This window comes from Rhizobium sp. AC44/96 (assembly GCF_001692185.1).
In the GTDB taxonomy this organism is placed as follows: Bacteria; Pseudomonadota; Alphaproteobacteria; order Rhizobiales; family Rhizobiaceae; genus Rhizobium.
The window spans coordinates 80,900-103,919 of record NZ_LXKO01000039.1 but is presented as its reverse complement, the minus strand read 5'-3'; the positions used below and the strand labels follow the sequence as shown (position 1 = coordinate 103,919).

Annotated in this window: 25 protein-coding genes and 1 tRNA gene; 15 read left to right on the top strand and 11 right to left on the bottom strand. The window is 60.0% G+C overall.

Going from position 1 to position 23,020, the window contains the following annotated elements:
* Nucleotides 1-4 precede the first annotated feature (4 nt).
* From A6U87_RS25925 to ilvA, 3 genes are all read right to left on the bottom strand, one after another.
* Complete coding sequence (locus tag A6U87_RS25925; protein ID WP_198928769.1) at nucleotides 5-1,276, bottom strand: diguanylate cyclase; 1,272 nt, start codon at nucleotides 1,274-1,276, stop codon at nucleotides 5-7.
* Nucleotides 1,277-1,516: 240 nt separating this feature from the next.
* The gene (locus tag A6U87_RS25920) at nucleotides 1,517-1,843 is read right to left on the bottom strand and encodes an HlyU family transcriptional regulator (protein WP_065694197.1); all 327 of its coding nucleotides are present in this window, start codon (nucleotides 1,841-1,843) and stop codon (nucleotides 1,517-1,519) included.
* A gap of 36 nt (nucleotides 1,844-1,879) precedes the next feature.
* Entirely contained in the window at nucleotides 1,880-3,130 is a 1,251-nt protein-coding gene (gene ilvA, locus A6U87_RS25915) for a threonine ammonia-lyase (RefSeq protein ID WP_065694369.1), read from the bottom strand.
* A 178-nt stretch (nucleotides 3,131-3,308) separates the two neighbouring features.
* Here ilvA and A6U87_RS25910 point away from each other — a divergent pair, with 178 nt between their 5' ends.
* Nucleotides 3,309-3,671 carry an antibiotic resistance protein VanZ gene (locus tag A6U87_RS25910; RefSeq protein ID WP_065694196.1) on the top strand — a complete coding sequence of 121 codons (363 nt, stop codon included), beginning with the start codon at nucleotides 3,309-3,311 and terminating at the stop codon, nucleotides 3,669-3,671.
* Between the two features lie 66 nt (nucleotides 3,672-3,737).
* Here the strand turns inward: A6U87_RS25910 and A6U87_RS30540 are convergent, their stop codons facing one another.
* On the bottom strand, nucleotides 3,738-3,920 hold the full coding sequence (locus A6U87_RS30540) for a hypothetical protein (protein WP_083199679.1): 183 nt from the start codon (nucleotides 3,918-3,920) through the stop codon (nucleotides 3,738-3,740).
* Between the two features lie 223 nt (nucleotides 3,921-4,143).
* Between A6U87_RS30540 and A6U87_RS25905 the strand changes: the two genes are divergently transcribed.
* A tRNA-Leu gene (locus tag A6U87_RS25905) sits at nucleotides 4,144-4,228 on the top strand.
* A gap of 438 nt (nucleotides 4,229-4,666) precedes the next feature.
* On the opposite strand, the gene wrbA is transcribed toward A6U87_RS25905, so the two are convergent.
* Nucleotides 4,667-5,263: an NAD(P)H:quinone oxidoreductase type IV gene (gene wrbA, locus A6U87_RS25900; RefSeq protein WP_065694195.1), complete on the bottom strand. Its 597-nt coding sequence runs from the start codon at nucleotides 5,261-5,263 to the stop codon at nucleotides 4,667-4,669.
* Nucleotides 5,256-5,486 carry a hypothetical protein gene (locus A6U87_RS29820; protein WP_141684050.1) on the bottom strand — a complete coding sequence of 77 codons (231 nt, stop codon included), beginning with the start codon at nucleotides 5,484-5,486 and terminating at the stop codon, nucleotides 5,256-5,258. The genes wrbA and A6U87_RS29820 overlap by 8 nt, the downstream gene beginning before the upstream one ends.
* 71 nt (nucleotides 5,487-5,557) lie before the next feature.
* On the opposite strand from A6U87_RS29820, the gene A6U87_RS25895 reads away from it, so the two are divergent.
* The 7 genes from A6U87_RS25895 to A6U87_RS25865 all read left to right on the top strand — a co-directional run bounded on the left by A6U87_RS25895 (nucleotide 5,558) and on the right by A6U87_RS25865 (nucleotide 14,759).
* A complete protein-coding gene (locus tag A6U87_RS25895; RefSeq protein WP_065694194.1) occupies nucleotides 5,558-6,328 on the top strand; it encodes a competence/damage-inducible protein A in 771 nt (256 codons plus the stop codon).
* 103 nt (nucleotides 6,329-6,431) lie between these two features.
* Nucleotides 6,432-7,274: a universal stress protein gene (locus A6U87_RS25890; protein ID WP_065694193.1), complete on the top strand. Its 843-nt coding sequence runs from the start codon at nucleotides 6,432-6,434 to the stop codon at nucleotides 7,272-7,274.
* A 184-nt stretch (nucleotides 7,275-7,458) separates the two neighbouring features.
* Nucleotides 7,459-7,956 carry a xanthine phosphoribosyltransferase gene (gene gpt, locus A6U87_RS25885; RefSeq protein WP_065694192.1) on the top strand — a complete coding sequence of 166 codons (498 nt, stop codon included), beginning with the start codon at nucleotides 7,459-7,461 and terminating at the stop codon, nucleotides 7,954-7,956.
* 192 nt (nucleotides 7,957-8,148) lie between these two features.
* Nucleotides 8,149-8,736, top strand: a complete 588-nt coding sequence (locus tag A6U87_RS25880) for a hypothetical protein (RefSeq protein ID WP_065694368.1) — start codon at nucleotides 8,149-8,151, stop codon at nucleotides 8,734-8,736.
* A 590-nt stretch (nucleotides 8,737-9,326) separates the two neighbouring features.
* Nucleotides 9,327-13,148 carry a vitamin B12-dependent ribonucleotide reductase gene (locus A6U87_RS25875; protein ID WP_065694191.1) on the top strand — a complete coding sequence of 1,274 codons (3,822 nt, stop codon included), beginning with the start codon at nucleotides 9,327-9,329 and terminating at the stop codon, nucleotides 13,146-13,148.
* 220 nt (nucleotides 13,149-13,368) lie between these two features.
* Nucleotides 13,369-13,551: a DUF1508 domain-containing protein gene (locus tag A6U87_RS25870; protein ID WP_065694190.1), complete on the top strand. Its 183-nt coding sequence runs from the start codon at nucleotides 13,369-13,371 to the stop codon at nucleotides 13,549-13,551.
* A 377-nt stretch (nucleotides 13,552-13,928) separates the two neighbouring features.
* Complete coding sequence (locus A6U87_RS25865) at nucleotides 13,929-14,759, top strand: alpha/beta fold hydrolase (RefSeq protein ID WP_065694189.1); 831 nt, start codon at nucleotides 13,929-13,931, stop codon at nucleotides 14,757-14,759.
* Between the two features lie 104 nt (nucleotides 14,760-14,863).
* Here A6U87_RS25865 and A6U87_RS30260 read toward each other — a convergent pair whose 3' ends face one another.
* Complete coding sequence (locus tag A6U87_RS30260; protein ID WP_198928765.1) at nucleotides 14,864-15,037, bottom strand: hypothetical protein; 174 nt, start codon at nucleotides 15,035-15,037, stop codon at nucleotides 14,864-14,866.
* A gap of 471 nt (nucleotides 15,038-15,508) precedes the next feature.
* On the opposite strand from A6U87_RS30260, the gene A6U87_RS25860 reads away from it, so the two are divergent.
* Nucleotides 15,509-15,835, top strand: coding sequence for a hypothetical protein (locus tag A6U87_RS25860; protein ID WP_065694188.1), 327 nt, complete (start codon nucleotides 15,509-15,511; stop codon nucleotides 15,833-15,835).
* 89 nt (nucleotides 15,836-15,924) lie between these two features.
* Here the strand turns inward: A6U87_RS25860 and A6U87_RS25855 are convergent, their stop codons facing one another.
* From A6U87_RS25855 to ftsZ, 3 genes are all read right to left on the bottom strand, one after another.
* Nucleotides 15,925-16,128, bottom strand: coding sequence for a hypothetical protein (locus A6U87_RS25855; protein ID WP_065694187.1), 204 nt, complete (start codon nucleotides 16,126-16,128; stop codon nucleotides 15,925-15,927).
* A 68-nt stretch (nucleotides 16,129-16,196) separates the two neighbouring features.
* Nucleotides 16,197-17,045, bottom strand: coding sequence for an oxidoreductase (locus tag A6U87_RS25850; RefSeq protein WP_065694186.1), 849 nt, complete (start codon nucleotides 17,043-17,045; stop codon nucleotides 16,197-16,199).
* Between the two features lie 168 nt (nucleotides 17,046-17,213).
* Nucleotides 17,214-18,242 (bottom strand): cell division protein FtsZ, encoded by a 1,029-nt coding sequence (gene ftsZ, locus A6U87_RS25845; protein ID WP_065694185.1) that lies wholly within the window; start codon nucleotides 18,240-18,242, stop codon nucleotides 17,214-17,216.
* Nucleotides 18,243-18,441: 199 nt separating this feature from the next.
* On the opposite strand from ftsZ, the gene A6U87_RS25840 reads away from it, so the two are divergent.
* Both A6U87_RS25840 and A6U87_RS25835 read left to right on the top strand, forming a co-directional pair.
* The gene (locus A6U87_RS25840; RefSeq protein ID WP_065694184.1) at nucleotides 18,442-18,654 is read left to right on the top strand and encodes a hypothetical protein; all 213 of its coding nucleotides are present in this window, start codon (nucleotides 18,442-18,444) and stop codon (nucleotides 18,652-18,654) included.
* A gap of 87 nt (nucleotides 18,655-18,741) precedes the next feature.
* The gene (locus A6U87_RS25835) at nucleotides 18,742-19,740 is read left to right on the top strand and encodes a ketopantoate reductase family protein (protein WP_065694183.1); all 999 of its coding nucleotides are present in this window, start codon (nucleotides 18,742-18,744) and stop codon (nucleotides 19,738-19,740) included.
* Nucleotides 19,741-19,805: 65 nt separating this feature from the next.
* Here the strand turns inward: A6U87_RS25835 and A6U87_RS25830 are convergent, their stop codons facing one another.
* Nucleotides 19,806-20,963 (bottom strand): pyridoxal phosphate-dependent aminotransferase, encoded by a 1,158-nt coding sequence (locus tag A6U87_RS25830; protein ID WP_065694182.1) that lies wholly within the window; start codon nucleotides 20,961-20,963, stop codon nucleotides 19,806-19,808.
* 211 nt (nucleotides 20,964-21,174) lie between these two features.
* Here A6U87_RS25830 and A6U87_RS25825 point away from each other — a divergent pair, with 211 nt between their 5' ends.
* From A6U87_RS25825 to accB, 3 genes are all read left to right on the top strand, one after another.
* Nucleotides 21,175-21,933, top strand: coding sequence for a DsbA family protein (locus A6U87_RS25825; RefSeq protein WP_065694181.1), 759 nt, complete (start codon nucleotides 21,175-21,177; stop codon nucleotides 21,931-21,933).
* A gap of 144 nt (nucleotides 21,934-22,077) precedes the next feature.
* The gene (aroQ, locus tag A6U87_RS25820) at nucleotides 22,078-22,515 is read left to right on the top strand and encodes a type II 3-dehydroquinate dehydratase (protein ID WP_065694180.1); all 438 of its coding nucleotides are present in this window, start codon (nucleotides 22,078-22,080) and stop codon (nucleotides 22,513-22,515) included.
* Nucleotides 22,516-22,537: 22 nt separating this feature from the next.
* Nucleotides 22,538-23,014, top strand: coding sequence for an acetyl-CoA carboxylase biotin carboxyl carrier protein (gene accB, locus A6U87_RS25815; RefSeq protein WP_065694179.1), 477 nt, complete (start codon nucleotides 22,538-22,540; stop codon nucleotides 23,012-23,014).
* The last annotated feature ends 6 nt before the right edge of the window (nucleotides 23,015-23,020 follow it).

Here is a 23,020-nt window from a genome sequence, read left to right as displayed (position 1 = left end):
CGGCTCAGCCGACCTCGGCCAGTCGGGAACCACCGATGACGCAGTTTCGGCCGTTCTTCTTCGCCTGATAGAGCCTCTCGTCAGCGACCGACAGCACCGTCGTGAAGCTAACGCCGTCCTCGTCGGCGGAAGCAAGGCCTATGCTGACGGTGACCGGGCGGCCATCGGGCGTGCTGACGCTGTTCGCGATCGTCCAGCGCAACCGCTCCGCCAGACGCGCCCCTTCGGCATGATCGGTGACCGGGCACACGGCCACGAACTCCTCGCCGCCGAAACGGAACATCCGGTCGCTGGCGCGCAGGATCGTGCCGAGACGCGCCGCTATGGCCTTGAGAACCTCGTCGCCCTGCAAGTGACCAAATTGATCGTTGACGTCCTTGAAATGGTCGACGTCCAGGATAAGCACGGTGGCACACTGCCCCTGCTTGAGAGAATCCCAGATCATCGTCGGAGCTTCGATCTCCATGCGCGCACGGTCATAAAGACCTGTCAGAACGTCCCTGCCCGTACGGCTCAAGAGATCGTTGTATCGCTCGCGGAACGTCAGGTCGTGGAAAATATCGCCGACCGGACGCGCACTCATGGTGCTGACGCCACGGCGGATCCAGCGTTCGTAGATGGCGAACAGCACGGTGTATATGCACACCGCGAACATCTTCGCCTTCCAGCCACCCCAGAAGGCCGCGGCTGGCACGCCGACGAAGTAATACAAAGCTCCAAAGAAGCCGACCTGGTCGAACGTCAGCATGACGAAGCCGCAGATCATGAAGCGCAGCACGATCTTGCGTTTGAAGACGCGGCCCAGACGTTCATAGAGCAGAATGATCCCGATGGAATCGAGGTACAACAGCGCCGTCCCCCACATCATCAGTCCGCCCATCTCGTTAAGGAAATCGAAGTTGGGCGCCTTTCCGGCGGAGATCTCGATAATCGAATGCCACTGCAGCAACCACGCGATCGCCGCGGTCAGCAGGTTGCCGAGGAACAATCCGTAGATCGGCTGGCGGACAACGGCGGCATCCTCATGCAGATAGAGCATAAGGATCATCATCAGCTTGCCAGCGAAGAAGACCGATGAGCCGGGTGAAACGATGCCAAAGGGCACCGGCACATAAAATACGGCTGCCAGATATGTTTCCATGAAGTGCATGACGCCGAGCGCCGTCAGGAACATGCCCAGGCCGAGACGGTGGCGGAAATGCAGCAGCGTCACCATTAGCGCGAAGTAACCGACGGCTTCGATTGCAAAAAGAAGGAGGTTGAGGGTTTCCATCAGGTCCCCCGTTCCGCTTCGTTCAACCGAAGCGCGGTCGCCGATCGGTCAGCATGGCGGCGGGTCGCGCCGCACCTTCCCTGAGCGGCAAGAATGACGATCGGTCTTCTTGTATCCTGATGCACAACACGGTCCTGCAAAGCCTGCTGCCAACAAGATTCGCTGCAATACTTTAAGATTGGATGAGCAACAGCGCGCGGCCGACACGGACGCGTCAGTTTATCTCTCAAAAGAGCAGAATAATCAGACCTGACGTGTCTTCGCACCATCGGCGAAGAGCGATGGCCCGTTCTGATCGATGATCTGCTGCGCCTTGCGCACGGTGCATTCGATCGCATCATCAGAAGAGGAGAACATGTCGGCGCGAATGAAATTGCGCACGAGGACATCCTCGCCAACAACCTTCTCGATACGCCCTGCCAGCCGGTACTGGCTGCCTTCCTTTTGCGGCTCGGCATAGATCGTGCAATCGCCGTACAGCTGCGGATCGGATACTACGCCGGACGCCGACGTCGTCGGCTTCGCGCCGCCGGAAAACATCGAGAGAATGCTGGAAAATATCGAAGCCATGGTTCGCCTTTATCACGCCGGTTCGTGTCGTCAAAGTTAAATGATGAGGTTTGCCAGGATCTCGTTTTCGGTGATGTCTTCGAATCCCATGCCCGCATTCTCGAAGTTCGCAATCAATTGCGCGAAATTCTCCGGCGCCTTGGTTTCGATACCGATCAGGATCGAGCCGAAGTTGCGCGCCGTCTTCTTCAGATATTCGAAGCGGGCGATATCGTCCTCAGGCCCCAGAAGGTTGAGGAAATCGCGCAGGGCGCCGGGGCGCTGCGGCAGGCGCAGGATGAAGTACTTCTTCAGTCCCGCATAACGCATCGCGCGTTCCTTGACGTCGGGCAGCCGCTCGAAATCGAAGTTGCCGCCGGAGACGATGGCGACGACCGTCTTGCCCCTGATCGCGGCCGGATCCATCGCGGCGATGGCCGTCAGCGACAGTGCGCCGGCAGGCTCGAGCACGACGCCTTCGACGTTCAGCATTTCGCTGATCGTCACGCAGATCGCGTTCTCCGGCATCAGCATGACCTGATCGGTGGAGAAGTCCTTGAGGGCCGCGAAATTCAGATCGCCGATCCGTGCAACGGCGGCACCGTCAACGAAGTTGTCGACCTTGGGAAGCGTGACGACCTCGCCGGCATCGATGCTGCGCTTCAGGCTCGGCGCCCCGGCCGGCTCGACAAAGACGAACCCCGATTTCGGAACAACGCCCTGAAAATATCCGCTGGTTCCCGCCGCAAGGCCGCCACCGCCGACCGGCATGACGATCAGGTCCGGAACAGTACCCTCCGGCAACTGCTGCTCGATCTCAGCGGCAACGGTCGCCTGCCCCTCGATGATATCCACATGGTCGAAAGGCGGCACCATGACGCCGCCGATCGCATCGACATGATCGCGCGCGGCCTTGTAGCATTGGTCGAAGAAGTCGCCGGTCAGCTTGATGGTGATGAACTCGGCGCCGAACATGCGCGTCTTGTCGATCTTCTGTTGCGGTGTCGTCACCGGCATGAACACCACGCCGGGAACGCCGAAATGGCGGCAGACGAATGCAAAGCCCTGCGCGTGGTTGCCGGCGGAGGCACACACGAAGGTCTTGTCGGACGCGCCCTCACCAATCGCCTTGCGGAAGAAATTGAACGCACCACGAATCTTGTAGGAGCGCACCGGCGACAAGTCCTCGCGCTTCAGCCAGATATCGGCGCCATAGCGGGCGGAAAGATGCTCGTTGAGTTGCAGCGGCGTCGCCGGAAAGAGGCTGCGCATCGCTTCCTCGGCAGCTTCGACATCCTGTCTGTCCACGGTCACTATCCTTTGCTGTTGGCGCGGTTCGCTATCGCATAGGAGCAGAGCCGAATGAAGTCCGTTTTCGGCCGCAACCGTTCGGTCGCGCAAAAGCAGCCACCGGCACGCGTAAAAACCGCGTCTGATAACGCATTTGTGCGGTTCCAACGCAGTGCAACATCGCTAGAATAGAACAATGATAACATACAAGTTCGCCAGACCGGTCGCCTGGTTCCTCCTCGCCGGCATCATTTTCGTCACCGTTTCACCCATCGGGCTGCGTCCTCACACGATCACGTCGGTCAATCTCGACCGTGCACTCGCCTACCTCGTTGTCGGCCTTGCGTTTGCGCTGGCTTACCCACGTCATTGGCTCGCAGTAGCTGTGCTCCTGATCTTCGGTGCGGTCGCGATCGAATATCTGCAGTATCTGTCCCCAACCCGACATGCGCGCCTGCACGACGCAGCAGTAAAGGCCATCGGAGCGTCCTTCGGTGTTCTCGCCGGGACGGTTCTCAACCGGTATCGCCCGATGAAACCGGACGAACAGGGCGCGTAGCAAGAGCCAACGCCAACGATATGAAATCGGAGATTGCAGGCTGGTTTGCCTGCGTCTCCGGCAGCATCAGTAGCTGCAGGAACGATTATCGCTCGGCCTGAAGCCTTGCGCGCATGCAATGTTCATGGAATCACCCGGTGTATAGCCAGACGCAGATCCCATCGAATTTTGCGGGGTCGAGCAGGCCGACGCCATCGCAGCAAGAGTGACCAGCGCTCCAGCCGCCAAAAGTGCCCGAAATCTGCTCATCTTGTTCTCCTTTATAGATATTCTGGCCTCAGACTATCACGCATGAACGCTCGCGTGCCAGCCTGTGACGCAGATTTAGCCGGCGTCAATCGCGTCTACCGAAGGCGGCGGTTCGTATAAAAACGCCGATCCCGAGAACGAGAATTGAAGACATCTTGCGCGACGGATTTGTGGTTTGCAGCCCTTTCCAAAACGGGCCGGCCAAGCTATTGCGGTCATGCACGCGGGCGTGGCGAAACTGGTAGACGCAAGGGACTTAAAATCCCTCGGCCTTGGCTGTGCGGGTTCGACCCCCGCCGCCCGCACCATCGCCAGCACAATCTCCAGGGAAACGCTGCGCTTCAGGGCGCCCAGAATTGGTTGTGACCAACCAGAACGTTTGCGACGAGCCCCCTTTATTGCAATGTTAGAATGTGTTTTTATGCCAGCGCCTTCAAAGCTGAGGCTTTTGGCGTGTAATTTGTAAAGCTTGTCTTGTGGGAGTAAGGCGATGGTTTACGATTGGGACGGCGCGAAAACACGGCGCCTCCGACTGTTTCGAGCAGGCACGGCATTCTTGATCGCATTTGCGGTACTGATACCGCTCTTCTTTTACGCAGCGAAATTTCATGGGGTCGGTAGCTAAGCGGCATCGGTGAGATAGCCCCGGCCATCTCGCAAGGCATTCACGCAACAGGCGCGACGATCGCTCCCAGAAAAAAGGCGCGACCGTTAGGTCGCGCCCTTCAATGTCTTGAACGCTTGGCTTATGCGAGCTTGGCGGCGATCTTGGCGACGTGCGCGCCCTGATACTTGGCGGCTTCCAGCTCGACCGCAGATGGCTGGCGCGAGCCGTCGCCGTCCGTGATCGTGGAGGCGCCGTAAGGCGATCCGCCCTTGATCTCGTCAACGCCCATCTGGCCCTGGAACGCATAGGGAAGACCGGCAACGATCATGCCCTGGTGCAGGAAAGTCGGGATGAAGCCGAGAATGGTCGATTCTTGGCCACCGTGCTGGGTTGCCGACGACGTGAATACCGAGCCGACCTTGCCGACCAGCTTGCCGGCAAACCACAGGCTGCCCGTCTGGTCCCAGAAGTTGCGCATCTGCGAAGCTACGGTGCCAAAGCGCGTGCCGGCACCGACGATGATGGCGTCGTATTCGGCCAGTTCTTCCGGCTTGGCGATCGGTGCCGCCTGATCGACCTTGAAATGCGAGGCCTTGGCAACCTCTTCCGGCACGAGCTCCGGAACGCGCTTGACCGTTACCTCGGCGCCGGCCGATTTCGCACCCTCGGCGACGGCATATGCCATCGTTTCGATGTGACCGTAGGACGAGTAATAAAGTACGAGAACCTTAGCCATTTTCCTGGTTTCCTTCTTCGGTGATGCTGCTGGTGACGAGCTTGGCGTGCCAACCAGAATTCGTTTGATAAACTCGGTGATCATGCAAATTGCCTCGAAACGCATGGTGCGTGTGGCAAATAGCTATCGCAGGCGATTGAGTGCGGCCAGTCACGGCGCCGGAAACGGACTGTTCAATCATACTGGACGATGTCAGCCCCGCATTCACTTTTTTGCGATCCATGGGAAGGCTTCCCGTCTCTTCCGTTTGGTATAAGTTTGCTGCCAAATCATCCGTGAAGATAGAGGCATTCAATGACCCAGATTGTGACAGCAGCGATCCTTGCCATCGGCGACGAGCTGCTTTCGGGGCGCACCAAGGACAAGAACATCGGCCACCTCGCCGACATGCTGCTTCTGGCCGGCATCGACCTCAAGGAGGTCCGCATCGTGGGCGACGAAGAGGATGCGATCGTCGGCGCCCTGAACGCCTTGCGGACGAAGTACGACTACGTGTTCACATCTGGCGGCATCGGTCCCACACACGACGACATCACCGCGGACGCAGTCTCCAAGGCTTTCGGGGTTGCTTGCGAGTACAATGACGAAGCGATGACCCTGCTCGGCGACATGTACAAGCGCCGCGAGGTGGAGTTCACCGACGCACGCAAGCGGATGGCGCGCATGCCGGTCGGCGCGAGCCATATTCCGAACCCTGTTTCGACGGCACCGGGCTTTGTCATTGGCAATGTCTATGTGATGGCCGGCGTGCCGCAGGTCTTTCAGGCCATGGTCGATGCCGTGCTTCCGACACTTCGGACCGGCACACCGGTCCTTTCGCTGGCCGTGTCGTGCCCTTATGGCGAAGGTGACATCGGCACGCCATTGACCGCGATCCAGAAGGCACATCCGGAAACCAGCATCGGCTCTTACCCGCGCTATGTCGGCCAGAAGTTCTCCACGGAGATCGTTGTCCGCGGGCGCTCCCAGGAGCTTATCGATGCTGCCGGCGCGGATGTCCGGGCGATGATCGAAACCATTCGCAGGGAACGAGAAACGCTCGAAAATAGTTCTGCGGAGGCATAGACTTTCACGCGAGCCAACCGCCCATGATCTGGGTCAAGGAGATACACGCCGACAAGGAGCATTGCTTATCCAAAGCCGATTTTAGCCGCGCAAGGAGAAACTCATGTCTTACAAAACGATACTCGCCATTCTCGATACGGCCGACAATTGCACCGCGGTCGCCGATTTCGCCTTTGCGATCGCTGCCGCCAACGACGCGCATGTGATCGGCCTTCATGCCGAAACCATTGCCGTTGTGCCTCTCGTCGCCCCTATGGAGATACCGGATCCCGTTGCAGTCCAGGCGCTGCAGGATATGGCGCATTCGGAGACGGTGGACATCGAGCGCATCGTTCGCCGCAAAGCCCAGACCGAAGGCATTTCCTTCGAGTGGCGCAGCTTCGCCTCCTCTACCGGATATGGCTCCGCCCCGCTGATCGAAAGCGCCCGTAGCGCCGACCTTCTGATTGCTTCGCAGGCCGACCCGGCAAAGCCGTCGGACAGCCACGTTGACGTGAACAACTTCCTTCTCGACAGCGGCCGACCGGTGCTGATGATCCCCTTCGTCATCCGCAAGCCGAAGCCGATCAAACGCGTGCTGATCGCCTGGAACGGCTCCAAGGAAGCCGCGCGCGCAACCTTCGACGCGCTGCCAATTCTCAAGGCGGCCGATGAGGTGGAGGTATTTTCGGTCGATCCTGTTGACAATGCGCTCCAGTCCGCGGCGGTGGCAGGTGCTGAGATCGCAGCCACGCTTGCCCGGCACGGCGTGAAAGTGACGCTCGCGACGGCGACGACGACCGACAGGCACGCATCGACCGCGATCGAGAACCGGTTGTCGGACAGCAGCATCGATCTGCTTGTCATGGGCGCCTATACGCATTCGCGCCTTTGGCAGCTAATTTTCGGTGGAACCACGAAGACCCTGCTCCAGTCGATGACGGCCCTGACTCTGCTTTCACGATAGGATCAGCTTGGGGCTTGCGTTTTAGCCCCAAATTCCGCTAATTGCGACGACCGACGACGCCTCCGGCCCCGGTCCTTCCATCGCGCAGTTTCGGCTGCGCGATTTGCGTTTGACCGAAAACGGCGGAAGAGCGTCCGGCCGCCGGCAACCGGCGTGTCATCACTTCATGCCGCGGAGCAAGCCAATGTCCCTTCCCGATAAAGCCTTCCCTGTTTCCTGGGATCAGTTCCACCGCGATGCTCGCGCCCTTGCCTGGAGACTCGCTGGCCTGAAGCGCGACTTCAAGGCCATCGTCTGCATTACCCGAGGCGGCCTCGTGCCGGCTGCCATCATCTCGCGCGAGTTGAACATTCGCCTGATCGAGACGGTCTGCGTCGCGTCCTATCATGACTACGTGAACCAGGGAGAGATGGTGCTCCTCAAGGGTATTGCGTCCGAACTTCTGGCCGATGGCGGCGAAAGCGTGCTTGTCGTCGATGACCTGACCGACACGGGGAAGACCGCCTCGGAAGTGCGAACGCTGCTGCCGAAAGCCCATTTCGCCTGCGTCTACGCCAAGCCGCAGGGTGTTCCGACGATCGATACCTTCGTCACGGAAGTCAGCCAGGATACCTGGATCTACTTCCCGTGGGACATGGGCTTCACCTACCAGGAGCCGATCTCCAAGGGTAGCCGCGGCTAAGCCGCATCGCCGGCACGCAACGATAAGGTTGGAACAACCATAAATTGTTCCAATCTTTATTTACCGATATTCGGAAATCTGCTGTCCGCGGGATCGCGGACGCCTTATTCTCAGCTGACATTCCGGTGCGGCAGAGGCGCTGCCCGGACGATACCTCTGGGGCACGGTCGCAAACGCGATGCTGGGATGGATATGACGCGTTGGCGCTACGTCGGCATGATTGCAGTTGCTGCTATCCTGTTCCACTCGACCCCCTATCCCGCCTATTCCGAGCCGGCCTATGTGTCGGTCGTGCGGGAGTATGTTGAAAAGCGCATCAAGCCGATCATCGCCGCGCCGATCGTTCACAAAGCCATAGAAGAGCAGAACGCCAAGTTCGGTGATGTCAGCGACATGGACGTCAGGGTGCTGGACAACACCTATCGCTCGGAAATCCAGACGGGCCAATGGCAAATGGTAAAGGGTCTTCTCGGCAAACCGGTGTCGCGCTACCTCAAATCCAAGCAAGATGATTCGCAGGGCACGATCGTCGAGATCTTCGTTACCGATCGCCACGGGCTGAATGTCGGGCAAAGCGTCGCTACCACGGACTACTGGCAAGGCGACGAAGACAAGTTTCTCAAGACCTTCGCCCGCGGCACGGACGAGGTCTTCATCGACCGGGCCGAGCGGGACGAGCAGACACAATTGCTGGAAACGCAGGCGAGTTTCATGATCAGGGGCGATGACGGACAACCGATTGGCATCGCCACGGTGACGATCGCGATCGACGCTCTTTGAGCATATTCGCGACGACGAATCGCAAGGCGTATTTGGACGCGAAAAGCCACCCCGAAAACTGCAATCTAGACGATTTTCTTCCGTTTTGGCTTTTTGACCTACGCTTGCCGCAGCAACCCATTGAAATTCCAGCGCGACTCGCTTTTCCCCAGTCTCCACAGGCCGATCCACAATATCTTGTGGTGAACACTTCATTAAAAACCACCCCTTGACGGAATCGCCTCTTTTCAACTTAATGACATTCGATGTTGCGGCGGCTGCCGAACCGGAAGTAACGAGGCCGGTTCTCATCAAAAATCGAGCGTAGAATCAGGGCTTTGCATCCATGAAGGATGCCGGCCATGAGGGGCTTCGTGTGCGATTTTTGATCTCCAAAAAACAACATCCGGGGCTGGCGATAATAAGCTGTTAATACTATATTTAGTGTTTGCAGCCACCATCACCACAAGATACAGGAAAGACATCTCCGGATGACACTCCTGTGACGGTACGGAAACGAGAACTGGCTGCGCTCTTCCCGGCGTAGCCGGACGTGGAAACTTGCGCCTTGGTCAACGGGGACGGGGCGCGCGAGCTAGAGGTTAAGGCAAATGCGCATAGAACGCCGATTTACGAAGGCAGATCAGGGCGCTTACGCGGCTATTGAATTCCGCAAGGCGACCAGCGAGATCAAGAACCCGGACGGTTCGATCGTATTCCGCCTCGAAAACATCGACGTTCCTGCGCAGTTTTCGCAGGTTGCCGCCGACATTCTGGCGCAGAAGTATTTCCGCAAGGCCGGTGTCCCTGCCCGTCTGAAGAAGGTTGAGGAAAACGACGTTCCTTCCTTCCTGTGGCGCTCGGTTGCCGATGAGGCTGCCCTGAAGGAACTCCCGAAGGATCAGCAGTACGGCTCCGAAACCGATGCGCGCCAGGTCTTTGACCGTCTTGCCGGCACCTGGACCTACTGGGGCTGGAAGGGCGGCTATTTCTCTTCCGAGGAAGACGCGCGCGCATTCCGCGACGAACTTGCCTATATGCTTGCCACCCAGCGCGTTGCCCCGAACTCGCCGCAGTGGTTCAACACCGGCATGCATTGGGCCTACGGCATCGACGGCCCCGGCCAGGGCCACTTCTATGTCGACCCCTTCACCGGCAAGCTGACGAAGTCGAAGTCGGCTTACGAACATCCGCAGCCGCATGCCTGCTTCATCCAGTCCGTTGAAGACGACCTCGTCAACGAAGGCGGCATCATGGACCTGTGGGTTCGCGAAGCCCGCCTCTTCAAGTACGGCTCCGGCACCGGCTCGAACTTCTCGTACCTCCGTGGCGAAGGCGAAAAGCTTTCCGGCGGCGGTCGTTCGTCGGGTCTGATGAGCTTCCTGAAGATCGGCGACCGGGCTGCGGGCGCGATCAAGTCCGGCGGCACCACCCGCCGCGCGGCCAAGATGGTGGTTGTCGATATCGACCACCCGGATATTGAAGAATATATCAACTGGAAGGTGAAGGAAGAGCAGAAGGTCGCTGCCCTCGTCACCGGCTCCAAGGTCGTTGCCAAGCACCTGAAGGCAATCATGAAGGCCTGCGTCAACTGCGAAGGCGACAACGGCGATTGCTTCGACCCGAACAAGAACCCTGCCCTAAAGCGCGAAATCCGCGCTGCGAAGAAGGACCAGGTTCCGGAAAACTACATCGGCCGCGTCATCCAGTTCGCTCGCCAGGGCTACAAGGACCTCGAGTTCAAGACCTACGATACCGACTGGGATTCGGAAGCCTACCTGACGGTTTCGGGCCAGAACTCCAACAACTCGGTCTCGATCAAGGACGACTTCCTGCGCGCTGTCGAAAACGACGGCGACTGGAACCTGACCGCCCGCAAGGACGGCAAGGTCATGAAGACGCTGAAGGCACGCGACCTGTGGGAATCGATCTCCTATGCCGCATGGGCATCGGCCGATCCGGGCCTGCACTTCAACACGACGATGAACGACTGGCACACCAGCCCGGCTGCCGGCCCGATCCGCGCGTCGAACCCGTGCTCGGAATACATGTTCCTGGACGACACGGCCTGCAACCTTGCCTCGCTGAACCTCATGCAGTTCAAGGATGCGGCTACCAAGCGCATCAACATCGGCGACTACGAGCATGCTGTTCGCCTCTGGAGCGTCGTTCTCGAAATCTCCGTGATGATGGCGCAGTTCCCGTCGAAGCGGATTGCCGAGCTCTCCTACGAATACCGCACGATCGGCCTCGGCTACGCCAACATCGGCGGCCTGCTGATGTCGTCGGGCATTCCCTATGACAGCGACGAAGCCCGCGCCATCGCAGGCTCGCTGACCGCGATCATGACCGGCATCTCCTACGCCACCTCGGCCGAGATTGCCTCCGAGCTCGGACCGTTCCCGATGTTCGCGCCGAACCGCGAGAACATGCTGCGCGTCATCCGCAACCACCGCCGCGCCGCTTACGGCGAGACCTCAGGCTATGAAGGCCTGTCGATCAACCCGGTCGCGCTCATCCACTCCGAGAACCCGGACCAGGATCTGGCGGCTCACGCCAAGAGCGCCTGGGACAAGGCTCTCGAGCTCGGCGAAAAGCACGGCTACCGCAACGCCCAGGCAACCGTCATCGCGCCGACAGGCACGATCGGCCTCGTCATGGATTGCGACACGACCGGCATCGAGCCTGACTTCGCACTGGTGAAATTCAAGAAGCTCGCCGGCGGCGGCTACTTCAAGATCATCAACCGCGCCGTTCCGGAAGCGCTGCGCACGCTCGGCTACTCCGAGAGCCAGATCGCCGAGATCGAAGCTTATGCTGTCGGCCACGGCAACTTGAACCAGGCACCGGCAATCAACCCCGGCTCGCTGAAGGCCAAGGGCTTCACCGACGAGAAGGTGGAAGCCGTCAACGCCGCGCTGAAGTCGGCCTTCGACATCAAGTTCGTCTTCAACCAGTGGACACTCGGCGCCGACTTCCTGAAGGGCACGCTTGGTGTCACCGACGAACAGCTCGGCGACATGGGCTTCAACCTGCTCGAGCACCTCGGTTTCTCGAAGAAGGACATCGAGGCTGCCAACGTTCACGTCTGCGGCGCGATGACGCTGGAAGGCGCACCATTCCTGAAGAACGAACACCTCGCCGTCTTCGATTGCGCCAATCCGTGCGGCAAGATCGGCAAGCGTTACCTCTCGGTCGACAGCCACATCCGCATGATGGCTGCTGCCCAGCCGTTCATCTCGGGTGCGATCTCCAAGACGATCAACATGCCGAACGACGCGACGGTCGACGATTGCAAGAGCGCATACATGCTCTCCTGGAAGCTCGGCCTGAAGGCAAACGCTCTCTATCGCGACGGCTCCAAGCTGTCGCAGCCGCTGAACGCCTCGTTGATCGAAGACGAAAGCGATGAGGACGCACTGGACGATCTGCTGCAGCAGCCGGTCGCCGCCCAGGCCGTCACCATCACCGAAAAGATCATCGAGCGTGTGGTCGAGCGCGTTACCCGCGAACGCGAGAAGCTGCCGAACCGCCGCCAGGGCTACACCCAGAAGGCCGCCGTCGGCGGACACAAGGTGTACCTGCGCACCGGCGAATTCGGTGACGGTCGCATCGGCGAGATCTTCATCGACATGCACAAGGAAGGTGCGGCCTTCCGTGCGATGATGAACAACTTCGCCATCGCCATCTCGCTGGGTCTGCAGTACGGCGTGCCGCTCGAGGAATATGTGGAGGCCTTCACCTTCACCAAGTTCGAGCCGGCAGGCATCGTCATCGGCAACGACGCGATCAAGAACGCCACGTCGATCCTCGACTACGTGTTCCGCGAACTGGCCGTCTCCTATCTCGGCCGCCACGACCTGGCGCATGTCGATACGTCGGACTTCTCGAACACGGCGCTCGGCAAGGGCATCCAGGAAGGTAAGACGAACCTCGTCTCGACCGGCTGGACCCGCGGCTACAAGCCGACGATCGTTTCGAACAGCGAACGCCAGGCATCCGGCGAGCCCAAGGGCTCGGCAACGGCCGCTCCTGCCCGCGCATCCTCGACCGCGACGGTCACCTCGTTTGCAGGTGCAGCCGCCCGCAAGATCGAAACGACGACGGCTATCTCCACCTCCGAAATCGTCGCCTTCAAGCGCGACTACGAGGAGCGCGCCAGGGAACTGGCCGAAGAGATCGCCGAGGAAGTGATCGAGGAAGTCGTCACCGAGAGCCAGCAGCAGGCAACCGCCCTCTTCTCCGACAAGGCCGCCGCCGACGCCGCTTCGGCCAAGACGGAAGCCAAGAAGCTTGAATCCGAACGCCGGGCGCGCTCGATCATGCAGGGCTACACGGGCAACATGTGCTCCGAGTGCCAGAACTTCACGATGGTGCGCAACGGCACCTGCGAGAAGTGCGACACATGCGGCAGCACCAGCGGCTGCAGTTGATCGGAGCTGACGAAACAGATCCGACAGGAAATGTCGGATCAACATCAAGCTGAAATACGGAAAGAGCGGCCGTTTGGCCGCTCTTTTGCGTTTTGCCTGCCACATAGACCCAGCACAACCGCCTCAACCCACGCCATCACCATGAGTTGCAGTCAGTTCGTGGAGGCGTGCCTGCGAATCGCTTAGCCATTCCCCTATTCGCACGAAAATGGAGGGAAGCATGGCAAGCTGCGTCGCAACCAATGGGGATAGGTGGGAAGTCTATAGCGGAACGGATGGCTGGCGCTGGCGGCGCACCGCTTCGAACGGCCGCATCGTCGGGGCATCGTCGCAAGGCTACTCCAACCGCAGCGACTGCATCGACAACGCAAGACGCAATGGCATGACCTGCAATCCTGCCTGACGCCTAAGGCCCAATCAGGAGGTTGGTGCGACCAGCGCGCCGACCTCCTGATGCCTGACTCCAACGACATTGTCCATTCGCGGGTTGGTCGTTTGCGGATCGTTCCGCCGGTGGCACTGAGCATTCGCGGAGGTCGGCGCCGCGACGTTACTGTTTGTGCCGTCATTCTCCAAGACGGCATCTTCCCTTCTTGATGATTTGCATCACATTACCGTTGGCCCGAAGCGCCGCTAACGCCACGTCATGATGATGACGTAGGACGGCAGCGCGGGCGAGCCAGGTCCGGCCGGGATGCGTCACGATATTGGCGCAGGCCGGACGCTCGCATGCCATCGATGCCATGAACGCAAATCACAGTCACAAGAGGGAACGTTGCCATGCCATTCATCAAGACCGCCGACGGAACTGAGATTTTCTACAAGGACTGGGGTGCGGCCAACGCACAGCCGATCGTCTTCCATCACGGCTGGCCGCTCAGTGCCGACGACTGGGATGCGCAGATGATGTTCTTTCTGAACAAGGGCTACCGCGTGATCGCCCATGACCGGCGCGGCCATGGGCGTTCGAGCCAGACATGGCAGGGCAACGAGATGGACACCTATGCCGCCGACGTTGCAGCCCTTACCGACGCGCTCGATCTCAAGAACGCCATCCATGTCGGCCACTCGACCGGCGGCGGCGAAGTTGCCCACTATGTCGCGCGCGCCAAGCCCGGACGCGTCGCAAAGGCCGTGCTGATCGGCGCCGTGCCGCCGATCATGGTGAAATCGGACAAGAACCCGGGCGGTCTGCCGCTCGAGGTTTTCGACGGCTTCCGTGCAGCACTCGTCGCCAATCGCGCCCAGTTCTTCCTCGATGTGCCGGCAGGCCCGTTCTACGGGTTCAATCGCCCAGGCGCCAAGGTCAGCCAGGGTATCATCGAGAACTGGTGGCGGCAGGGCATGATGGGCGCCGCCAAGGCGCACTATGATTGCATCAAGGCCTTCTCCGAGACTGACTTCACCGAGGATCTGAAGAACATCACAGTGCCGACGCTCGTCATGCACGGGGATGACGACCAGATCGTTCCCTATGCCGATTCCGCGCCGCTTTCGGTCAAGCTGCTGAAGCACGGCACGCTCAAGACCTATGCCGGCCTGCCGCACGGCATGTGCACGACGCATCCCGACGTCATCAACGCCGATCTCCTGGAGTTTTTCCTGGATTAAGGTCTCTACGACCGGCGGCCTGGCTTCCGCCAAGGGGCAAGGCCTGCAGAATCTGGACCAGAGAAGGCAGACGGAGTGAGCTTCCCGTCTGCCGCTTCCGTTGATTAGCGTACGTCGGTCTCTTCGGCAGGCGCAGCGTCTGGCTGCGGCAATTCTTCCGCGACCTCTTCGGCAACGGCCGCGAGATCCAGATTTCCCCAGATCGACGCGGACTGGCGGCGCTCCTGGCGGCGGGAGTTTTTGACTTCGACGACGAACGGCTTCGACTGAGCGCGCATGGGGTTCCTATTGCGAGGCGTTGAATGATTCCATCAACGCTCCGAGCGTATGGAGCGTTCCGCACTTGCGCAAGATCAGACGCAACGTGGAATCCAGCCTCGCACAGGCCAAAGCGGCAGTGAACACGCATCGCGCGAGCTGCATCCCAGCGTTTCAATCCGGATGAAACCTCCACGCAAATTCCTGCGAAAAGTTCTTGAAGGAATGATCGATGTCGATTACCTACCGCGTCACCGAACTGATGGCGCCCGGGCTGTGGCCTGAGCAACGTCTGGGCGGCAAAAATCCCAACTCGCGAAGATGCACTGGCAGCGGCCACACAAGCCGCAGAGCGATATGCGCTCGCTGGCCAGCTTGCCGACATTAAATATCAGCGTGCGGACGGCACGTGGACAACGGAACGGTCGAACGGAGGCGACCGCCCCGAAGCCGATGTCGTCGATCACGCCAAGGAATGAAAAAGACTACGAATGACAATCAAAGAACGTTTTCTCAAGCAGCAGCACGCCTGGATGATCGGCGCGTGCTATTCCCGGAAGCATCCCGATTTTCATCGTTACGGGGGCGTCGACGTCTCCGTCGCGCCGCGATGGAAAGAGTGCTTTGATACCTTCGTCAACGACATGATCGATACCCTTCCCCGCAGCCTCTCAGAGCGCCGTATGGCGCTTCGCAACCCGCGGCGCCCTTTTGAACCGGGCAATGTCGAATGGGTTTTCGCAAGCAAGCATCGCGGCCTGCGCGCACCTGATGGAACACTACCCGATGCCTCCGAGGCGCGCTCGCGCCGAGCCTGAGATTGCCAATCGCCTATCGTCGGCTCATGCCGGCGGGCCATTCAAAAGGGTCGCAGATCGAAACCGGTCTCCGACCCTTTTCCATTTCTTCAATGCCGCCTTCTTCGGGTATTCCTCACTATGATCAGGACGGCAAGACCGGCGACCACGGCGACAACTCCCCAATAGGCCCATTTGGTCTGGGCAATCATGAAGCTCTCTGCGGGATACGGGAAATAGCCGGTCCCCTGCCCGATCCAGAGCAAGCCGACGAGGATCAGCAGCCATCCAAGAATCCGTGAGATGATCGTCATAGGCGTCCCTCCGCGATAATCTTTCATATCCCAAACAGTGATCAAACGACCGACAGTATGGGCACCACCTAGGCCTTCGGGAAGTCTGCCCCGAGGCTCGTCTCCCGCCACTCCTCGATCAGCGCGAGCCGCTCGCGCAACTTGTTCGTGACGTTGTTGTAGCCGAGTTCCCCCAGCACCAGGTGCCGCGGCGGATTGTCGACTTCGGTGATGCGGATCATCGCCTGAGCGGCGCGCACGGGGTCTCCTGCTTGTCTGCCGCTATATTCCGCAGTCTGCTGCATGCGGGAGCCACCTGTCTCGGCATAGTCGGCGATCCTGCTCTTCGTCTGACGCAGCGAGCGACCAGCCCAATCGGTCCGGAACGGTCCGGGTTCGACGCACGTGACCTTGATGCCGAGCGGCTTTCCTTCGGCGTAGAGCGCGTCCGAAAAGCCTTCGACAGCATGCTTGCTCGCTGCGTAGTAGCCGGAGCCCGGAAATCCGATGAAGCCGGCAACGGAGGTTATGTTGATAATGTGCCCGCGGCGGCGCGCGCGCATGCCCGGCAGGACGGCTCGCGTCATGGAAAACAGCCCGAAGACATTGGCTTCGAACTGATCGCGGATTTCCTTGTCGTCCGCCTCCTCGATGGTCGACTGGTAGCCGTATCCGGCATTGTTGACCAGCACGTCGATGCGGCCGAACCGATCCTGCGCCGCCTTTGCGGCAGCCGTCACCTGAGTGGGATCGGTGACGTCGAGATCGACCGCCAGCGCATTTTCTTCATGGCCAGCCACGAGATCGGCGACGCGCGCCTTGTCGCGGGCGGTCACGACCGTTGGCCAGCCACGAGCGATGGTGAGCGTTGCGAGTTCCCGGCCAAAGCCGGTGGAACAGCCGGTGATGAACCAAACTGGGGAAGCGTCTTGGGACATGGGATCTTCCTGATGTGTCGGGAGCGCCTTATACGGGCGGAAGGGAGCACCCACGGATCTAGGGCGGACACAACCGATTTCCAGAAGATCGACAAGAGGTTGGCCAAACGCAAAAAGACCGCGCGTTCGGCAGAGCGCGCGGTCTTGGAAGACGTCGTCAATCAGAGCTTATTGCAGCGTGCGAGGCGCGAAGTCCTGTCCTGGGACTGCACCCGTCTGAACCGCCGTACCGGTCTGTGCGCCATCGAGGCCGGTGGCCACGACCGAGACACGGAACTTGCCGTCGAGATTGCGATCGAAGATAGCGCCGACAACGATATCTGCGTCGTCCTGGACCTCGTCGCGGATACGGCTTGCAGCTTCGTCGACTTCGAACAGCGTCATGTCTGAGCCGCCGGAGATCGAAATCAGCACGCCCTTCGCGCCCTTCATCGAGATGTCGTCGAGCAGCGGGTTGGCAATTGCAGCCTCGGCTGCCTTCATCGCGCGCTCCTCGCCCGAGGCCTCGCCGGTGCCCATCATCGCACGCCCCATACCGCGCATGACCGATTTCACGTCAGCGAAATCGAGGTTGATCAGGCCTTCCTTGACGATCAGGTCGGTGATGCAACCGACGCCGGCATAAAGCACACGATCGGCGGTCATGAAGGCATCGGCAAATGTCGTCTTGGCGTCGGCAATGCGGAAGAGGTTCTGGTTCGGAATGACGATAACCGTATCGGCAGCCTGGCGTAGCGCCTCGATGCCGACATCGGCCGTCTTCATGCGGCGGTTGCCTTCAAAGGTGAAGGGCTTGGTGACGACGCCGACCGTCAGGATACCGGCGTTGCGCGCAGCCTGCGCGATTACAGGTGCAGCACCCGTGCCGGTGCCGCCGCCCATGCCCGCGGTTACGAAGCACATATGCGAGCCGGCAAGGTGATCCATGATCTCGTCGATCGACTCTTCTGCCGCGGCGCGCCCAACCTCCGGCAGCGAACCGGCTCCGAGGCCCTCGGTCACGTGTGCGCCGAGCTGAATACGGCGCGACGCCTTCGAGGTCGCCAGTACCTGCGCGTCCGTGTTTGCGGCGATGAATTCCACGCCTTCCAGGCTTTCCGAGATCATGTTGTTGATGGCATTGCCGCCACCGCCACCGACGCCGATCACCGTAATTCTCGGCCGCATTTCGGAAATCCCGTTCTTGGCGTTCGTCATCGCAATCTCCTTCGTGCGCTTTTCCTGCCGGCTCCGCCTCATGTCGGGGGACCGAATCGAGCATTAACCTAGGTGCGCAAGAAGGCAGAGCCGGGGCGAAAGAACAAGATCCCGCTTTTTCCAAAGTTTATCCGGAACCTTTTTTGCACTTCGCGCATTGCAATGAATCATGCCTGACAGAGAGAGGAGAATCGCCGCGATGCCTATGCCAGCCTCCCGACAGTCCATAGCCCCTCCCTATGACCATATTCTCACAGCCCAGGAGGCTCTCGAACCGCTCTTCCTCCAGATCGAGGCCGAAGCGGAAGTCAGGATGATTGCGGCTGCAATTCGCGCGGGATGGTCCGCCGAGGACGCCGTCGCGGCAATCGATGAACTTCGCCGCAACGAACTTCTGCCGCGCGAGCATTGAGTTCGCCCGGTTGCACCAAAATATCATTCGCCTTCCCGGCTCGATGACCTATGTCTACGCGGTCAACGATCGCGGAGAGCCTGCTTCATGTCCATCAAGAATATCTGCGTTTTCGGAGCGGGTGCGCTCGGTGGGGCCCTGGCGGCGAAGCTCGCTGCCTCGCACGGTAGCGAGATCACCGTGTCCGTCGTTGCGCGCGGAAGCCACCTCGACGCAATCCAGCGCAAGGGACTGACACTTTTCACTGCAGGCGCAGAAGTCCCGGTGACGGCGCAGGTGATCGCGACCAACGATCCTTCAACCCTCCCGAAGCAGGATCTGGTCATCACGGGCCTCAAGGGTCACCAGCTAGGACCGGCCGCAGAGGGCATGGCGCACCTGCTCAAGGATGGAACCCGTGTCCTGATGATCCTTAATGGCATCCCCTGGTGGTACTTCCACCGTGAAGGCAGCCTCCATGCCGAGCGCCAGTTCCAGGAACTCGATCCGGGTGGAAAGCTGTGGAAGCTGGTCGGGCCACAGCGCATCGTCGGCTGCGTCGCCCATCAAGGCGCTGAAGTCAGCCAGCCTGGAGAAATCAGACTGAGCAATGAGGGGTATTTCATTCTCGGCGAGCCATCGGGCGAACTCAGCGCGGATCTGAAGGACATCGAGTCGCTGTTTGTGCGGTCGAACATTGGCGTTCGGCTATCGCAGCGCATCCGCGACGACATCTGGAGCAAGCTGATGGGTAACGCATCATTCAACCCGATCAGCGCCCTGACGCGTTCGCTGATGTCGGAGATGATGGCGGACGACGCCCTTCGCGCGCAGATCGGCAAGGTGATGAAGGAAGTCAAAGCGGTCGGCGAAGCGCTTGGAGCCAATGTCGGCATGTCGGTCGAGCAACGCCTGGAACAGGCCCGGCAGATCGGCCCGGTGCGGACCTCGATGCTGCAGGACCTGCTTGGCGGCAAGGCGCTAGAGATCGTGCCGCTCGTCGGAATGGTCGTCGTGCTCGGCCGAGTAGCGGCGGTACCGACGCCAGTATCGGAAACGCTGTTCGCGCTCGTATCACAGCTGGACCGGGAGAATTGCCGGGCCTGAACCTAAGCTCGGCAAGCTAAGAAAATGATTCCGGAAACGGCCGCAGCTCGTTGAAAGAAGACTCTTTACTTCAACCAGCCTGCGATCCGTTCGACCGCCTCGACAATCTCCGCCTCAGAGCCCGCATACGACATGCGCATCGACCTGTTGCCCTCCAGGGGATCGAAATCGAGGCCCGGCGTCGCGGCGACATCGATCTCCGCCAGCATCCGTCGAGCGAAAGCCATGCTGTCATTGGTGAAGCGCGTGACGTCAACATACGCGTAAAACGCACCATCCATCGGCGACGCGATGGAAAGGCCGATTTCCGGCAGCCGGCGCATCAGGAACTCCCGATTGGCGGCATAGCTCTTCTTGTAGACATCCAGCTCGGCGCCGGCGCCAAGCGCTGCCGCTGCGGCAATCTGGGAAAGCTCCGGCGGCGATATGTAGAGGCTCTGCGCGACACGTTCGATCGGCCGAACGAGCCGGTCCGGCAGCACCATCCAGCCGATGCGCCAGCCGGTCATGCAATAGTATTTGGAGAAGGAGTTGATGACGATCGCTTCGTCGGTGAGCTCGAGCGCGCTGGTTTCTTCGCCGGCGAATGTGAGGCCGTGATAGATCTCGTCGGAAATGAAGGCTATCGAGCTTGCCGCGCAATAGTCGGCAAGCGCCTTCAGCCCTTCACGACCGGTAACCGTGCCTGTCGGGTTTGCGGGGCTCGCCAGCAGCACGCCCTTGAGCCGCACGCCACTCTCCGCCTGGGCAGCTTCGAGACTTTCCGGCGTCAGCGTAAAATGCGTCTCTGCCGTGACGGGCACCTCCACCACCTTGAGGCCGAGCGCTCCGAGGATATTCCGGTAGGCAGGGTAACCGGGCCGCGCGATCGCTACCGCATCGCCAGCGTCGAACAGCGACAGAAACGCCAGATTGAACCCCGCCGACGACCCGGTCGTAATCGCGATCCTGGCCGGATCGATCTCCAACCCGTGCCGGTCGCGATAGTGCCATGCAAGAGCGTGCTTGAGGCGCGCAATGCCAAGCGCATCGGTGTACCCGATCTTGCCTTCCTTCAACGCTGCCCGTGTCGCCTCCAGCGCAGCCTGCGGTGCGGGGTGTGATGGCTGCCCGACCGCCATGGAGACGACAGGGTGACCGCTGGCACGCCGCTTTGTCGCTTCCGCCAGAACATCCATGGCATGAAACGGCTCGACTTCGCTGCGTTTGGAAATGGAAAACACGTTCGCTTCTCTCTTGGCGTTGCTCGCGGCCCGACAATTGCCGCATTAATCCGCTCATCACAATCCCGCGATTGACGCACGGATGCTAAAATTCCTGTTTAAAGACAGCGGGAGGCACCGTAATTTGCCGCTTCGCGTCTCTACCTTGTTAACCGGGCAATGGTATCCGGTGACCGGAACGACGCACATAGCTTCCAAGAACGAGGATATAATGGCCCTTCTCCCAAAAATCTTCACCGCGCTGGCGCTGACCGCCTCCGTCGCAGCCGCCTACCCGGCCGCAGCTCTCGACGATGCGCAGAAGAAGGAGTTCGGCGAGTTCATCAAGCAATATCTCATCGAGAACCCGGAGATCATGCTTGATGTGCAGGATGCGCTGCAGAAGAAGCAGGACGCGGCACGACTGGTCAAAGCCAATGCGGCCATCTCCGACAACAAATCGACGATCTTCGACGCAAAATATGACATGACGATCGGCAACCCGAAGGGCGACGTCACCATCGTCGAGTTCTTCGATTACAACTGCGGTTACTGCCGCCATGCACTTGCCGACATGCAGAGCATGCTGGAGAAGGACAAGAACGTTCGCTTCGTGCTCAAGGAATTCCCGATCCTCGGACCGGAGTCAGTTGCAGCCCACAAGGTTTCCGATGCTTTCCGCAAGCTAGCGCCCGAAAAATACAGCCAGTTCCACATCGCGCTCCTGGGCAGCGACGGCCGCGCCGACGAGGCCAGCGCAATCGAGGTCGCTCAGTCGCTCGGCGTCAGCGAAAAGCAGATCCGTGCGGAGATGGCGAAAAGCTCCAGCGAGAAGTCCGTGCAGGAGACCTACCAGCTCGCGCAGAGCCTCGGCATTACCGGTACGCCCTCCTATGTGATCGGCAACGAACTGGTCCAGGGTGCCGTCGGTTTCGACGACCTTGAAGCCAAGGTGAAGAACATGCGCAGCTGCGGCAAGACGAGCTGCTGAGGCGTCGCTCATCAAATCGCCAAAATCGAAGCGTTTCAGCCATGTGGACAAACATGGAGCGATTCCGGCTGGCTTTTCCAAAGGGCTTTCATTAGGCCCTTGGTGAGTCTATAGGTTCCCCTCGCACCTTTGATGGAACATTCGATGACGCAAACAATATTGGTCCTGAACGGCCCCAACCTGAACATGCTGGGCAAAAGAGAGCCGGGCATCTACGGCGGCAAGACCCTTCTGGACATCGAGACGGATTGCAAGGCCGCCGGGCGAGAGCTTGGTGTCGAGATTGATTTCCGTCAGAGCAATCACGAAGGCACGCTCGTCGATTGGCTTCACGAGGCCAACGACAATGCAATTGGCGTGGCAATCAATGCCGGCGCCTACACGCACACCTCCGTTGCGCTTCACGATGCGATCCGCGCTATTTCCATTCCGGTTGTAGAGCTCCATATCTCCAACGTTCACGCGCGGGAAGAATTCCGCCACAAGTCGATGATCGCGCCTGCTGTAAAGGGCGTCATCTGCGGCTTCGGGCCATATAGCTATATCTTGGCGCTCAACGCGCTGAAGAATCTGACGGCATAAAAAGAAGACAGGGCAAACACTCATGGCTGAGAAGAAAAACGGTATCGATCAGGCGCTGATCCGCGATCTGGCAAACATCCTCAACGACACGGATCTGACTGAAATCGAAGTCGAACAGGAAGATCTCCGCATCCGCGTTTCGCGCGCTGGCAACACGCAGTATGTCCAGGCGCCGATCGCGGCACCGGCCTACGCCGCGCCTGCGGCTGCCCCCGCGGCACTTGCTGCTGCTCCGGCTGCCGCTGCAGCACCGGCCCGCAACCCGGCCAACACCGTGAGCGCGCCGATGGTCGGCACCGCCTACATGGCACCGGCTCCGGGCGCACGCGCCTTCATCGAAATCGGTGCGACGGTCAAGGAAGGTCAGACGCTCCTCATCATTGAAGCGATGAAGACCATGAACCAGATCCCTGCGCCGAAGTCGGGCAAGGTCACTGAAATTCTCGTCGAGGACGGCAGCCCCGTCGAATACGGCCAAGCTCTCGTAGTCGTCGAATAAGGCGGG